Origin of the sequence: Ochrobactrum chromiisoli (genome assembly GCF_026241335.1) — a bacterium.
Taxonomy (GTDB): Bacteria; Pseudomonadota; Alphaproteobacteria; order Rhizobiales; family Rhizobiaceae; genus Brucella; species Brucella chromiisoli.
In genome coordinates, this window is the sequence record NZ_JAPHAV010000002.1 from 263969 (window position 1) to 277108 (window position 13140).

Genomic DNA, 13140 nt, shown 5'->3' on the forward strand with positions numbered 1-13140 from the left:
ATGCATCCACAATGGGAAAAACGCCTCGTGGCTGTCACTGAGGCGCACTTAGTCACGCCTTTGGTTTGGGGGAAGTCTGACTGTCTCCTGACCACGTGTGACGCGATAGAAGCCATGACTGGCGGGGATCCGGCGGCGGATATTCGCGGCAAGTATAAGAGTAAGACCGGTGCCTATCGCCTGATTAAACAGCGTGGATATGACAGTCTCGGCGCTGTCCTTACTGATCGCTTTACAGAAATCCCGGTCGCAATGGCGGGGCGTGGCGATGTTGGCATTTACCAAAACACGGTAGGCTATTTCTGTGAATACGGCTTCGCTGTGAAAGGCGAGGACGGTTTGCGTTTCCTGCCACGCACGATGGCTGAGAGAGCTTTCAAGGTTTCCTGATGAAATACATTCTGGCGATTATGTTTGCGCTTCTGGCATCGCCAGCGGCGGCGGACCCTGTTTCTATTGTGACGGGCATTGTCGGCCTTGGCTCATGGCTGTTCGGTGGGACTATTCTCGCTAATATCGTGCTTAGTGGCCTTTTGGTTGCGGCTAAATATGCGCTGACGTCGATATTTCAACAGAAGCCAAAATCTCAGGCATCTTCCACGGAAACAAAATACGGCGAAAACCTCGTTCGGGAAGTCGGCCTTGGTGTGTTTGGCACCATGGGGCACCACGTTTACAGGAATGCGTTCGACAAGGGCAATCACATTGTTCAGGACGTGTTTAAGCTATCGGACTTCCGCTGCCTCGAGCTTCTGCGCGTGCAGATGGATGGTGAATGGAAATCACTCTCACCGGATCAGCAGGGGGATGAAGGCCGTATCTACGGTCAGCGCGTTCTCAATGTGAAGGATGACGGACAGTGCTTTGTCCGCTTCTATCATGGGACACTTGACCAAGCCGCAGATCCTGCGTTGATCGCTTACGCCAACCCGGTAGGACGATGGACGTCTGCGCATCGTGGCGTAGGCCTTTGTTATGCGATCGTCACCACAATGACGGACGTGGACAATCTTACGTCAGTTCCAAACCTCATGTTTGAGGTGCGTGGTGCGCCGCTGTATGACCCTCGTAAGGATAGCTCTGTCGGTGGCCTTGGTTCGCACAGATGGGATGATCAAAGTACGTGGGAGTTCAGCAATAACAACGCTGTGATGATGTATAATCTTGAAAGAGGCATTTACATCGGAACTGAAAAGATCGTTGGCCGTGGCGTTGCGGCAAGCCGGCTTCCTTTGTCGGAATGGTTCACCGCAATGAATATCTGCGATGAAATCATGCCGGACGGCAGCAAGCGTTATACGGCCGCTCTGATCGCGTCCTCTGGTGATGGCGTTACCCACGAAACCAATATGACGCCTCTGCGTGAGGCTTGCGCAGGCTCGTGGATTGAAGGCGTTTCAGGCGAATATCCTATCGTTGGCGGAAATCAGGCTGTTGTCGCGACCATTACAGATGATGATATTGCGTTGGAGAAATCTTTCCAGCTTTCATTTTCTCGCACTCGTACAGAATTGGTGAACACGGTTGCGGCTTCTTATGTCAGCCCTGACCTATTCTATGAAACCACATCGCTCACCACGCGCATTGATGCTTTGGCATTGGCGCAGGATCGTGAACGTCTGGCTTCCAAGGTTGATTTTACCGCTGTTACAGATCACCGGGTAGGCGACCGATTGGCAGACATTGCTATTCGCGCATCGCGCTATCAAGCGAATGGTAGCTTTACTGTTCACCCTAAATTTTTAGCCTTGCAGGTCGGGCAGTGGGTGCAATGGCAATCTGATCGTTATAACCGCACGATCAAGTTTCAGGTTCAATCAAAGTCTCTCGGCGCAATGGGCAGTGACGGCGTTCGCGATGTCTCTATCTCATGGCAGGAAGTCGGAGACTGTATCTTTGACCCTACCGCCTATGAAACAAATCCGCCAATCCCGATCCCGAACGGGCAGCCTGATTATCAGGCGCAACTATCTAACTTCAACGCTATCCCGAATAAGGTTGTGGGGGCAGATGGTCAGGAGTACCCCGGAATTCGTTTGTTTTGGGATGAGATCGTTGACACGACCGTTGAAGGCGTCGAAATCCAATATTGGCCTGAGAATGATCCGTCACAAATTTTCACGGCATATGTCCCTCGCGATGTGACGGTTTTTCAGATCGTCAACGGTTTAACCAGCAAATCGGAATGGAACGTTCGTTATCGCCTCAGAGTGGCGGCGGGAACGCGCCCTGTGGCTTGGTCGGCCCCCGTATTGGTTCTGACACCGGAAACAGCCGGAGATAACAGCCCGGTTGATTATGGGCGGCTTGATGACGATCTAACGGGCCTAATCAATTGGATCACCGATGATATGCGTGAGCTTAAAAGGCAAGCGCAGGAATTGGCGACAAGCACCGCTGATAATCACAATACAAACTACGCTGCTTTGCAGACAATCCGCCGCCAGCTAACCAGCACATACGGCACTGCAAAGGCTTCATGGCAGGAGGATATTCTTGTCGCCACCGGCCCGAATAGTGCCATTGGCCAGCAGCTTACGCAGATCAATGTTAGCCTTGGCACCAAGGCCGATGCGAGCACTGTCACGCTGCTGCAAAGCCGGGTGGATGGCGTCGAAGGCGACATGACCGCCATTTCTAACGCAGTTACACAGGTCAACGCATCAGTTGATGGCAACGTCTCAAGCGCAACTTGGCGCATGACGGCAACCTCTGGAAGTGGCGGTTCGTCCACAAAAATATCAGCGTTCGCCAGAGTTGGAACCTCGGACAGTTGGAAAGAGGCTGGTTGGTTTGTCAATGTGACATCAACGAGTAGCCAGTTTGTTGTCATTGCCAATCAGTTTGCTATTGCAAATCCCGGCGCAAGCGGCGGCTACACTTATCCATTCGTTGTTCAGAATGACGAGGTTTACGCCATGAATATGCGTCTCGGAACGCTCAGGTTTGATCGACTTTTGTCAAACAATGGCAAGCTCGACATTCGCGGCGACGGTGGCAATGCTTACATTCGGATTTATGTCTAATGGTAAATTGGATAGCAGAATGGAAAGCAGGTGTCGGGCCTGTGATGAAGGTGATGAAGTTCGATGGCGATGACCCTATGGCGGTAGCTAATACCGCCTACAGCCGCTTTTACTTCAATTCGGAGGCCAGCAACCTTTCATATGTGTTTTCGCACTTCCAGCTTCCACAAGCGTTGAACACTACGAGTTATCCAAACGGGTTTCACGGTCTGCAAACAGGATCACTTTCTGATCAATGGGTCATGCGAACAAATGCAGGAGCTACCCCGACACAATATGAAATCTTCGGGTTAATTGGCAGAATGCCGGATATTGCCGGTACTATTCCTTTCGCAGAGGTAAAGTTCATTTCTGGCGATGGAACCGCTCGTATCTTATGGAATAATAAGATGAGCGGGACGAGTGGATACATCTTTAGTGTCACAAATTATGGTGTCACTTGTTATTCCACTGAAACGGGATCAACTGGCCTTGCATACCGCCGTATTCCTCCTGAGTTTGGCTATACAGGCTGGTGCATTCGCCCATCTGATCAATCCGCTGGGTTCTCAACATACCTCGCCGGGGATCAGGACTATGTAAATACTATGATATGGGATTTACCTTGCAATAATGTGCCAATTCCTAAGCCGTCAGGTACGCCGATTTCAGGACAGCTTGCTTTCGCTGTTGAGCCGGGCCGTGCAAAAATGGCAAGGCCGGGTTTCTCAGTCGATACGGCTACAGGCAGGCAACTGATTATGGATAGCGACAGGACGCCAATCAAGTGCGTCATGATGGGTGAAACCCCGGCAATAGCGCCGGGAACATCGTACTTTGTTGCCAAGCCTGCTTCAATTGACTTTGACCTTTCGCAATCGATGGTTTGCGACACAATATGCAATCTAAATGGGTGGGGCTTCGCAATACCTCCAGTTAATCTCAATCTTGGTACTGGAGCGGAGCAAACATGGGCTTATTACAAGGTTGAGCCTAACGGGATCACGTTCTCAGTCGTAGGATCCCATTCGGTGGCTATCCGCTTCATGCTTTATGCAACAGGACTTCAAGGGCATACTAGCGGCGGCAATCAGGTCATGCGTAGGCTTGGGAATGAGCATTTCCAAATTAAGCGACCCGGATCAAGTGATGCCGCGCCGGGATATAATGACATTCTGGTTGACACTCGATTTAGTGCTGTGACTGTTTTAGCCGATGGATACATCCCAACATCAAGCTTCAGCGCAGCAAATCAAGTCCATTGGCGATACGGAAACATTGCCGCACGTATTAATTTTGATAGTCAAGGCATGTTTGTCTTTCCAAAAGTAATCGTTGATTTTGGAGATATGTATCGGCAGGGCAATCACGCAATGAGAATTAACCCTGACGGCGGCGGGATAGGCGAAGTGATGCGCCAATCTATGGCGACTGTCGTCAACAATGATCATTGCATCGTCCATATATCGCCCGGCAATTACTCAGGAGCCACCGGTTTCCCTGATCCAGTCGGGGTTCGCTACTTCATCCTCGGCGCAGCAACGCTCTAACTCGTAAAATTCGGAGAATATAATGGCTGTTTTGTCAGATTACACATCTGGCACGATTTCGCTTGCCAATGGCTCAACAGCTGTGACCGGCACCGGCACACTGTTTGATGTGGCGAAGTTTCGTGAAGGTGACACGCTTCAAATTGAGAACCTGACTGCCGTCATTGCGAGCGTAAACAGCAATACATCGCTGACGCTGGCCGTTCCATGGACCGGAACAACACTGACGAACGCACCTTATCGTGCTCGCTATTTGTCAGACGGCGCGCGTGTAACGGCTCAGGCAACAACACTGATCGAACTGCTTGGCAATGGCGTCCTGTCCAATCTCGCAGAAATTGGCGTAGAGGATGGTAAGACACCAGTTGGCAATGCGGCGGGTGAGTATGAGTTGGTTGATACTGGCACCTTAGGCATTCAAGACCCGAACGGAAGCCTGGCGAAGCTGGCCGTCTTGACACTCGGCAATCGTCAGATTTTGCAGACGGATGGATCAGGAAACCTTACCCTATTAGCCTTGGCAGCGCGCCAGATACTCCAGACGGACGCTGATGGTGCATTAAAAGCAATCGCTTTGACGGCAAATAAGCTTGTCAATACTGATGCAAACGGTGATATTCTTCTCTCTGATATTACACCTTATGCTCGAACATTGCTTGATGACGCAAACGGTGCCGCTATGTGGTCTACGTTGGGCGGTGCGCAGAACCTCGCTTATTCTAATGGTTATACGAAGCTACCTAACGGGCTCATTATTCAATGGGGGTTTCGGGCAGCGCCGCCAGCTTCTGGCAGCACAACATTCGGGATAACATACCCAACAGGCGTTTTCGGAGTATGGGCGCAGATGGCATCATCTGACGCTAACGTTGTAGCGAGCATTCTATTGAATTCTATTTCAACGTCCGGTTTTAGTTATCTCAAAGGATATATTCCTCGTACAGGTGGTGTAGGTGGCGGCGCTGGTGGTGTAGATTTTTTCTTTATTTCGATGGGGTTCTAAATGACTAAATATATGATCACTAACGTTGAAGGTTTCCCAAAAGCATTTTTTGCCGAAGATATTCACGGAAAGTTCGGCACATCAGGTTGCACCATACCAACAGACGCTATTCAGATAACGAATGACCAGTGGCAAGAACTGCAAATCTATGAAGGTCAGCGGATATGGAAAAACGGCAAGATTGAAGAACATACGCCGCCAACTCCTGAAGTTGGGCCAGATATGATAATTCTTCCAGCGGTGACGCTCTGGGAACGAATGACGGAAGCTGAAGCCGAGCAAGTGGCAGCAGCCATGGAAACGCAGTCGTTTCGCACTCGTCAGATATTCAATAGCGCTTCAACGTATCGATCAGATCATGAGCTTTGGCCGCTGCTTGAGCAGATGGCAAATCAGCTATTCGGTGAAGCAAGAGCAGCCGAGTTACTGGCCGGGTGATAACGGTCTAAATCGATTGCCCAATTTTAGCATAGGAGGCCATTATCGTGGACACGAAGGACTTAGATAAAATCGTAATCACCGAAGGTATGGTCGATGCTGCTGTTACCTTGCAGCTTAGGGATTACAATCTGAATGAACTCGGCTTATCTTATGATGATTGCATTGTTATCTATTTAGCCATGGAGCATAACCGAAAGCTTGGCGTACGAGCAAAGGCATATCCTGTATCGAGCTATCACAAAGAGCGTGCATCCATAGCTTGCCATACGTTCGAGCAGCTTGATCAGCAAAAGAACGAATAGTTTCTTTATCAGCTGGCTTCGTATCGGCATTTGTAGCGATTGCCTTAAAAGTAAAGAGACAAATCTCAGCAACCCACCCGACCGCACCGCCCTTGAGGCGGTTTTTTATTGCCTTGCGTGGCGGCTTATCCCCGTCACGCTGGGAGGTCGACCTCAGTTAGAAACGAATACCGATGCCAGTAGTCACTTTATACTGCGTCAAGCCGTTTGACGGGCTGAAGTCTAGTTGCTCATCAAGGAATGTATGCCGCATCTCACCCTCTAAGCGAGTGAAATAGCGATCAAAGTGATACTCGGAACCGACAGCTAGTGTCGCGGTCGGACGTGTGATGTTTCGTGATGTTGATGTTATCGATCCGCTGTATGGGTTGTTGCATGCTGTAGTCCAGTATTCAGCTGTGTCAGCAGTTATGTATCTGGTTTCGCTTGTAGTGCTTCCGCAATAAATAGACTTTGAATCATCATATCCAAACGTCTCTTTAATACGAGCAAGGCCGGTTCCAACGCGGCCATAAACGAGCAGGTTATCGAATTGACGCCCAATGCGGACGCTAATCGTGGGGGCGATTTGTTCTTTGTAATTATAGAATGATCTGCCTGCAGACAAACGAGTGCCGCTTGGGTATTCGTAGGCTTCCACTGTGCCTACGGGCCTGCCGTGTGACCATCTTGACCATCCGTTTTGACGTGGGAATTCGTAGCTATATTCAGGATTGCTTTCGGACCTTTTTTTCGCAGTTAGATCGCCAGTAATATCTAGCTGAACGCCGAAAAGTGTATTCCTCGAGACAGCATTGTACCCGCCAGTTACGCCTATGGTAGGTGAATTGGCTCGAAACTCTTCGCCACTTGAGAAAATCACGGATCTGTCATTGGCACCGCGCTCGATCTTGCTACTTGTGCCTAGCCCCACAGTTGCGCCAAGATAAAAGCCTGACAAGTCCCTCTTTTTAGGTGCGGTGGCGCTCACCTGTCCAACATCGCCGATAGCCTCTACTGGCGCATCTGTAAGCCTGTCATAGCAGTCAAGTCGTTCAGCCTTGTCGTTGATACTGCGGCATTCTCCCAGCGACTTCGATTCAGCCGCACCTAAACTTGCGCCAAGCATTAGCGCAACAATCCCCAAACGATTCATACCCGCCCTCACAAGTTGTGGCGGCAATCTAGGACAATCAAATGAACAAAACAACGTTCTTCGCGTATGCGAGGCGCGCGCCTTTTGGCGGCCGTTTGAGCCAGGCTCAGGTTGATGGCACATCGGCTATCTTGGCCGAAGCCGAGCGTCGTAATCTGCCGGACGAACAGACCGCCTATATCCTTGCGACTGTCTTTCATGAGACTGGCGGCAAGATGCAGCCGATCAAAGAAACGCAAAAGCCCAGCGAACAGTTCGTGGCTGATAAGACAGTCGTGAAGCGCTTGGATAACGCTTGGGCTTCAGGCAAGTTAAAGCAAGTCCGCACGCCTTACTGGCGTTTCGACAAAAAAGGCAAAGCGTGGTTTGGACGTGGCTTTGCTCAAGTTACCCATGAAACAAACTACAAGAAATTCGGCATTGCTGATGCACCTGAGAAAGCGCTGGAGCTAGCCACGGCAATCCGCATCCTTTTTGAAGGCATGGTGCTGGGCAAGTTCACCGGACGCAAGCTGAGTGACTATTTTGGCAATGGCAAAGCAGATCCAGAAGGTGCGCGAGTCATCGTCAACGGAACCGATAAGGCTACGCTTATCGCTGGGTATTATCGCAATTTCCTCGACAGTCTGACCGCAGCGCGCGAAATGAAAGCCGCTGCTCCTGATGATGCCAAGCCTGACGACGTGCCTTTGCTTAAGGATAAAACGGTTCAGACCATCGTTGCAGCTGGCGGTGGTACGTTCCTCACAGGCCTCATCAGCGCTGTTTCGAATCCATGGGCATTCCTAACCGTTGCCTTGATCGTTGTGGCCTTGGGTGGCGGCTTTTGGCTCTGGCATACGGGCAGGCTCGAACTGAAGAGGGTGGCAGCGTGAAAATCGTAATTGATTACGACGCTGAAGCGCAGACTGCAGAAGTCAAAATTAACGGGAAGGTGCAGCGTTGGACCGATGCGAGGCTAACTCTGGCGCAAGGAATTACCGAAACACGCGACGGGTATCTGATCCGCCGCGAACGCGACGGTTCTAAGTCCTTGCTTCTTACAGGAGAGCAATCATGAACTTCCTCCTAGCCCTCCGCTCCAAACTGACAGGCTACGCCGTGGCAATCGCTGCGGCGCTGGCCGTCCTTGTCAGCGCGTATCTGAAAGGCCGGTCTGACAGCAAAACAGCGCAGACCGCACGAGACGCGCAATCCGCAACCAAAGCACGGAAGATAGAAAATGAAGTCAGCCGTCTTGATGACAGCGCTGTTGACGCTCGGCTTGCTAAGTGGATGCGCGACAAGCGGTAATTACTGCGACGTGGCGCGGGCGATCTATGCCAGCCACAACGACACATCAGAAACCAAGCGCCAGATCCTGGCCGAGAATGAGAAAATGGAAAAGCTGTGCGGGGTACGGCCTTGAGGAATTTTGTAATGAACGTATTGGTGGGTAAAACGAAATGACTGGCGCCGAAATTATGGGCGCAGCCGGCTTCATCGTGATGCTGTTCGGCGCAATCGGTGGTTTTTGGTATCGCTTAAACGGCGGCGTAGACAAAAATAGAGCCGACCTTGCAGCCCACAAGCTGCACGTCGCTGAAACTTATGTGACAAAGGCAGGCATGTCTGAGCAAACAGCGCAGATCATGAAGGCAATCGATGGAGTCGGTTCAAAGATCGATCGAACGAACGACCGGCTTGATTCATTCATGCAGCCTAAGACGACGCGGGCGCGAAACTAAATTGGCTTTGCATCATGGCCGTGACGCGTTTTAGCGCTATGTAAATTCTTAGAACCAATCGGTGTTCTGGGAGATAACAGCTATGAAGCACAGAATTCACGAGAACATGGAAGTAATTGGCGCTGATGGCGTCCATGTCGGAACGGTCGATCATCTTGAGGGCGACCGTATTAAGCTTAAAAAGTCAGACAACGCTAGGGCTCACCAAGATCATCATCATTATATCGACATCGGGTTTGTCGCTGATATTGAAAGCGATAAGCAGGTTCGTCTTTCTGCGAATGCAGATGTTGCCGTGACGCTCGAAGAAGAGGAATCCGGCAAGCCTGTCGATCTATGATTGTTTTGCCATAGAGAATTTGTTTTTTTGGGCGGCCTTCGGGCCGCTCTTTTTTATATTTAGGGCTAGACACATCGTCTCGAGACCCTTTCCATCCTTCGCGTCGGACAACCAATCCGACTCTACGAATCTGCCACCAAGCAGGATCAACCAACACGAGGAGACTGTATGTCTGAACAGGCACAGGGCGCAGGTGCGCGCGTAAATACGGGTGGCAACGCCTTTCCTTCACCAGACTGGAACGGCGACTGGAAAGGTCCGGAGGCCAGCCATGGCATGACGCTGCGTGATCATTTTGCGGGGCAAGCACTTCCGGCGCTAATCGAAAACGCCGATCTTTCTATTCTTGACAAGATAGCCAAGGTGCGCAGCGTCTCTATTATGCAGGTTTTTGGCATCATAGCCTACGAATACGCCGACGCCATGATTGCTGCCAGAGGACACTAAATGCTTTCAAACCAAGAACTAACCCGCCGTGTTGCTGCTTATCAGCAGCACGGCACGATAACGAAGGCTGCACACGCATGCGGCGTCAAGAAGTCTGCGTTTCACGACAGCATTAAGCGCGCGGCTGAGCTTGGTCTGATGGGGCCGAAGGAAACGCTACCCGGCTATGCAATCAAAAGCCTGACCGAGACGCCTAACGGCACCTACATGCGCCAGACGAAAGAGGCTGGCCCGGTCTATGAGGCGACCGCCGGTCTAGCGGTCAAAGGCAAGACGACGCTCGTTAACAGTGAAGGGCGCATCGTCACGCAGCACATCATGGAACGTGCGGACGCCGATCAACAGCAGGCTGCAATCACGGCCATGGTTGAAGCGCTTAAAGAAGATCTGCCACGCGTATCGATTATGCCGGCGCCGAAGGGCTGTCGCGAGGATTTGTTGAATCAGTTCACGATAACTGACAACCATTTCGGCATGATGTCGTGGCGTGAAGAAACTGGCAGCGATTACGATCTGCGTATTGCCGAGCAACTATTGCTCGATTGGTTCTCTGCGGCCGTAGCGCAAGCGCCTGACGCTCATACGGCTATTCTCGCGCAGCTCGGCGATCTTATGCATCACGACGCGCTTGAAAGCGTCACACCTGCACACAAGCACGTTCTGGATGCGGATAGCAGACTTCAAAAAGTCATTCGCATTGTGATCCGCACTATTCGCCGCACTATTCGCCGCATCATCGATATGCTTTTGCAGAAGCATGAGCGGGTTCATGTTGTGATGGCGTCAGGCAATCACGATCCCGCCTCATCTGCTTGGCTGCGTGAAATGCTGGCCGTTATGTATGAAAACGAGCCGCGCATCACCGTCGATAATTCACCCAGCCTCTATTACGCGTTCGAGTGGGGCAGTACGATGATTGCCTATCACCACGGGCATAAGCGAGGTGTTGGAAATATCGAGGGCACGATTGCTGGCATGTTCCGTGGAATGTTTGGCCGCTCACTGCAAGCCTATGTGCATATTGGTCACAGACACAGCGACGACGCTCGAAAAGGCACGCTGATGTATGTCGAGCAGCATGAAACCCTCGCTGCGCCAGATGCTTATGCAGCTGGCGGCGGGTGGCTGTCAGGCCGATCAGCAAAGCGGATTACCTACAGCAAGCAATTCGGTGAAGTCGGTCGCGATATTCTCCGGCCTGAGATGGTCGCGGGGAAGTATGCGGCGGCGAATGACAATGTGGTTAATGCGAAAGTAGCTTAAAAATTGTCCATGCAGTAGCGATCGGAATAAAAAACATCTCAATAGCGTCAAAAATCATATTAGCACTCGCATAGGGAGAGACGGCATTCATCTCCCAATCAGAAAGCAAGGGCGAACCAATAGACGACAGTTGTTTTACACGTTCAAAGTCTTTGTTTTCTGTCTCTTGTGGCTGCTTCGCTCCATAGAGCACCAGGAATCGTAACATTGTCCAGTTTTCAAATTGATCTTGCCTACTTGAGATTTGATGCTTGATTACCAGTCCACATACGGCAGCTAACTCTGTGCGAGTTGAAAGAACGTAATATAAAACTGCGAAGGGGGCGAAGTGGAAACATCGTACGATAAAACGACGTGTGAAATTTAAAAACAAAGTCAATCTCACCTCCCCACATCCCTTTTTCGAAATTATCATATGCATTGCCGCCCACCAAGCGGCGTTTCACCACAACACGAGGAGAGAACATGCTTGAAGAAGCAGAAGACAAAGTCGCACGTGCGGCTGGTGAGGGTAGGCCCGTTATAAGTAACCTGCCAAAAACTTATAACGGCAACCATCAACCACTCACAATCATCGAAACGCCATACAGCGGGGATGTAGAAGCCAACACCGCATATGCACAGGCTTGCCTCTTAGACAGCCTGAGACGAGACGAAGCACCGATTGCCAGCCATTTGCTGCACACTCAAGTGCTGGACGATATGCAGCCCGATGAGCGGTCGTTAGGCATCAAGGCCGGTCTTGCCTGGTATCGCGTGGCAACGAAATGCGTTGTTTACACTGATCGTGGTATCAGCGGCGGCATGAAGATGGGCATATCACGCGCTGAACAGCACGGCGTTGCCGTCGAGTATCGAAGCATTAAGGCGAGGGCAGCAGGAGTAGCACATGAGCAATCTTGAAACAGCAATTGCAGTAGCGGCAGCCGCGCACATGGACCAGAAGAGCGACAACGGCGATCCGTACATTATCCATCCACTGCGCGTAATGATGGCTCAGGAGACGCCCGAAACGCAGATCCTCGCAGTTATGCACGACATGATCGAACACACGAACACCTCGCTGAACGACGTCTATTCGTTTGGCTTTGACGACGACATTGTTCTGGCCTTGAATGCGATCACTCGACGCGATGATGAAGACTATTTCGTCTACGTGAAGCGCGCTTGCTCTAATCCCATTGCACGTCCGGTGAAGATCGCTGATCTGCGCGACAACCTACACACATATCGCGACGATGAGGAACACCGAGCGCGCTACACTAAGGCGCTCGAAATGCTTGGGGAGGCCCCATGAACCAATTCCATGTTGGCCAGAAAGTGGTCTGTATCGATTCAGTCGTTGGTTTTGAGCAGCTTATCGAGGTGAAGGAAGGCGAGATTTACGAAATCGAGTGGATCGGACCTTTCGAACATTATATTCATGGCTCCTACATCGGCGTACGCCTCAAGAGCGTCGATCGCGGAACTTGCCCGCAGTTTGGTTATGAAAACCCGCCTTTTGCCGCGAGACGCTTCCGGCCGCTTGTGGAAGATAAGTTGTCAGCGTTGCGCGGGCTGCTTGCTGACGGGCCTGTGACAGAGAAGTTCGAAGAGCCGAAGCGTAAGGTGAGGGAGGATGTGTGATGGTTGTGAGTGACGGCGGCTCCACCAGCTATTACGAGCTGCCCGAGGGCGCGAGCGAGCTCAATGATCTGATCGAACACAAGGGCATGTCCTTTGCGCTCGGGAATATCTTTAAGGCTTGTTATCGATTTGGCGAAAAGGACGCGGCCAGCCGAATGTATGATCTGAACAAGATCATATTCTTTGCCGAGCGGTTGAAGGCTGTGGAACGAAAACGAGCGCAATAAACGCCGTCCCTCCCGGCACCGGTAGTATCCTCGTAGTCCACAGTCGAAAAGAAAAGGGCTTCGGATTTAACCGA

At 51.2% G+C, this 13140-nt stretch carries 19 protein-coding genes; 17 read left to right on the forward strand and 2 right to left on the reverse strand.

Annotated features, from left to right (window positions below):
* From OPR82_RS08070 to OPR82_RS08095, 6 genes are read left to right on the forward strand one after another with little or no spacing between them, the layout of a single operon-like run.
* Complete coding sequence (locus OPR82_RS08070) at positions 1-390, forward strand: DUF6950 family protein (RefSeq protein WP_407673237.1); 390 nt, start codon at positions 1-3, stop codon at positions 388-390.
* Positions 390-3026 (forward strand): phage tail protein, encoded by a 2637-nt coding sequence (locus tag OPR82_RS08075; protein WP_265984192.1) that lies wholly within the window; start codon positions 390-392, stop codon positions 3024-3026. Before OPR82_RS08070 ends, OPR82_RS08075 begins: the two co-directional genes overlap by 1 nt.
* On the forward strand, positions 3026-4555 hold the full coding sequence (locus tag OPR82_RS08080; RefSeq protein ID WP_265984193.1) for a hypothetical protein: 1530 nt from the start codon (positions 3026-3028) through the stop codon (positions 4553-4555). Before OPR82_RS08075 ends, OPR82_RS08080 begins: the two co-directional genes overlap by 1 nt.
* Positions 4556-4577: 22 nt before the next feature.
* A complete protein-coding gene (locus OPR82_RS08085; RefSeq protein WP_265984194.1) occupies positions 4578-5558 on the forward strand; it encodes a gp53-like domain-containing protein in 981 nt (326 codons plus the stop codon).
* Complete coding sequence (locus OPR82_RS08090; protein ID WP_265984195.1) at positions 5559-5996, forward strand: hypothetical protein; 438 nt, start codon at positions 5559-5561, stop codon at positions 5994-5996.
* Positions 5997-6043: 47 nt separating this feature from the next.
* Positions 6044-6301 (forward strand): hypothetical protein, encoded by a 258-nt coding sequence (locus OPR82_RS08095; protein WP_265984196.1) that lies wholly within the window; start codon positions 6044-6046, stop codon positions 6299-6301.
* Positions 6302-6458: 157 nt separating this feature from the next.
* On the opposite strand, the gene OPR82_RS08100 is transcribed toward OPR82_RS08095, so the two are convergent.
* A complete protein-coding gene (locus OPR82_RS08100; RefSeq protein WP_265984197.1) occupies positions 6459-7436 on the reverse strand; it encodes an outer membrane beta-barrel protein in 978 nt (325 codons plus the stop codon).
* Positions 7437-7477: 41 nt separating this feature from the next.
* On the opposite strand from OPR82_RS08100, the gene OPR82_RS08105 reads away from it, so the two are divergent.
* From OPR82_RS08105 to OPR82_RS08135, 7 genes are all read left to right on the forward strand, one after another.
* Complete coding sequence (locus OPR82_RS08105; protein WP_265984198.1) at positions 7478-8311, forward strand: chitinase; 834 nt, start codon at positions 7478-7480, stop codon at positions 8309-8311.
* Positions 8308-8496, forward strand: a complete 189-nt coding sequence (locus tag OPR82_RS08110; RefSeq protein WP_265984199.1) for a hypothetical protein — start codon at positions 8308-8310, stop codon at positions 8494-8496. Before OPR82_RS08105 ends, OPR82_RS08110 begins: the two co-directional genes overlap by 4 nt.
* Positions 8493-8729, forward strand: a complete 237-nt coding sequence (locus OPR82_RS08115) for a hypothetical protein (RefSeq protein WP_265984200.1) — start codon at positions 8493-8495, stop codon at positions 8727-8729. The genes OPR82_RS08110 and OPR82_RS08115 overlap by 4 nt, the downstream gene beginning before the upstream one ends.
* 152 nt (positions 8730-8881) lie before the next feature.
* The gene (locus OPR82_RS08120; RefSeq protein WP_265984201.1) at positions 8882-9163 is read left to right on the forward strand and encodes a hypothetical protein; all 282 of its coding nucleotides are present in this window, start codon (positions 8882-8884) and stop codon (positions 9161-9163) included.
* A gap of 82 nt (positions 9164-9245) precedes the next feature.
* Positions 9246-9503, forward strand: a complete 258-nt coding sequence (locus OPR82_RS08125; protein WP_265984202.1) for a DUF2171 domain-containing protein — start codon at positions 9246-9248, stop codon at positions 9501-9503.
* A gap of 168 nt (positions 9504-9671) precedes the next feature.
* Positions 9672-9950 (forward strand): hypothetical protein, encoded by a 279-nt coding sequence (locus OPR82_RS08130; protein WP_265984203.1) that lies wholly within the window; start codon positions 9672-9674, stop codon positions 9948-9950.
* Complete coding sequence (locus OPR82_RS08135) at positions 9951-11213, forward strand: oxidoreductase (RefSeq protein WP_265984204.1); 1263 nt, start codon at positions 9951-9953, stop codon at positions 11211-11213.
* Here OPR82_RS08135 and OPR82_RS08140 read toward each other — a convergent pair.
* Entirely contained in the window at positions 11194-11592 is a 399-nt protein-coding gene (locus OPR82_RS08140) for a hypothetical protein (protein WP_265984205.1), read from the reverse strand. The two genes, OPR82_RS08135 and OPR82_RS08140, sit on opposite strands and share 20 nt — an antisense overlap.
* A gap of 86 nt (positions 11593-11678) precedes the next feature.
* Here OPR82_RS08140 and OPR82_RS08145 point away from each other — a divergent pair, with 86 nt between their 5' ends.
* The 4 genes from OPR82_RS08145 to OPR82_RS08160 are packed head-to-tail and all read left to right on the forward strand — an operon-like array spanning position 11679 to position 13066.
* Positions 11679-12116: a DUF7768 domain-containing protein gene (locus OPR82_RS08145; protein ID WP_265984206.1), complete on the forward strand. Its 438-nt coding sequence runs from the start codon at positions 11679-11681 to the stop codon at positions 12114-12116.
* Positions 12103-12510, forward strand: a complete 408-nt coding sequence (locus tag OPR82_RS08150; RefSeq protein WP_265984207.1) for a GTP pyrophosphokinase — start codon at positions 12103-12105, stop codon at positions 12508-12510. Before OPR82_RS08145 ends, OPR82_RS08150 begins: the two co-directional genes overlap by 14 nt.
* The gene (locus OPR82_RS08155) at positions 12507-12839 is read left to right on the forward strand and encodes a hypothetical protein (protein ID WP_265984208.1); all 333 of its coding nucleotides are present in this window, start codon (positions 12507-12509) and stop codon (positions 12837-12839) included. Before OPR82_RS08150 ends, OPR82_RS08155 begins: the two co-directional genes overlap by 4 nt.
* A gap of 5 nt (positions 12840-12844) precedes the next feature.
* On the forward strand, positions 12845-13066 hold the full coding sequence (locus tag OPR82_RS08160) for a hypothetical protein (protein ID WP_247875326.1): 222 nt from the start codon (positions 12845-12847) through the stop codon (positions 13064-13066).
* Positions 13067-13140 lie beyond the last annotated feature (74 nt).

Coding starts and splice junctions, on each gene's coding strand:
- OPR82_RS08070 (WP_407673237.1), top strand. CDS start 1: ATGCATCCACAATGGGAAAAACGCCTCGTGGCTGTCACTGAGGCGCAC.
- OPR82_RS08075 (WP_265984192.1), top strand. CDS start 390: ATGAAATACATTCTGGCGATTATGTTTGCGCTTCTGGCATCGCCAGCG.
- OPR82_RS08080 (WP_265984193.1), top strand. CDS start 3,026: ATGGTAAATTGGATAGCAGAATGGAAAGCAGGTGTCGGGCCTGTGATG.
- OPR82_RS08085 (WP_265984194.1), top strand. CDS start 4,578: ATGGCTGTTTTGTCAGATTACACATCTGGCACGATTTCGCTTGCCAAT.
- OPR82_RS08090 (WP_265984195.1), top strand. CDS start 5,559: ATGACTAAATATATGATCACTAACGTTGAAGGTTTCCCAAAAGCATTT.
- OPR82_RS08100 (WP_265984197.1), bottom strand. CDS start 7,436: ATGAATCGTTTGGGGATTGTTGCGCTAATGCTTGGCGCAAGTTTAGGT.
- OPR82_RS08105 (WP_265984198.1), top strand. CDS start 7,478: ATGAACAAAACAACGTTCTTCGCGTATGCGAGGCGCGCGCCTTTTGGC.
- OPR82_RS08115 (WP_265984200.1), top strand. CDS start 8,493: ATGAACTTCCTCCTAGCCCTCCGCTCCAAACTGACAGGCTACGCCGTG.
- OPR82_RS08120 (WP_265984201.1), top strand. CDS start 8,882: ATGACTGGCGCCGAAATTATGGGCGCAGCCGGCTTCATCGTGATGCTG.
- OPR82_RS08125 (WP_265984202.1), top strand. CDS start 9,246: ATGAAGCACAGAATTCACGAGAACATGGAAGTAATTGGCGCTGATGGC.
- OPR82_RS08130 (WP_265984203.1), top strand. CDS start 9,672: ATGTCTGAACAGGCACAGGGCGCAGGTGCGCGCGTAAATACGGGTGGC.
- OPR82_RS08135 (WP_265984204.1), top strand. CDS start 9,951: ATGCTTTCAAACCAAGAACTAACCCGCCGTGTTGCTGCTTATCAGCAG.
- OPR82_RS08145 (WP_265984206.1), top strand. CDS start 11,679: ATGCTTGAAGAAGCAGAAGACAAAGTCGCACGTGCGGCTGGTGAGGGT.
- OPR82_RS08150 (WP_265984207.1), top strand. CDS start 12,103: ATGAGCAATCTTGAAACAGCAATTGCAGTAGCGGCAGCCGCGCACATG.
- OPR82_RS08155 (WP_265984208.1), top strand. CDS start 12,507: ATGAACCAATTCCATGTTGGCCAGAAAGTGGTCTGTATCGATTCAGTC.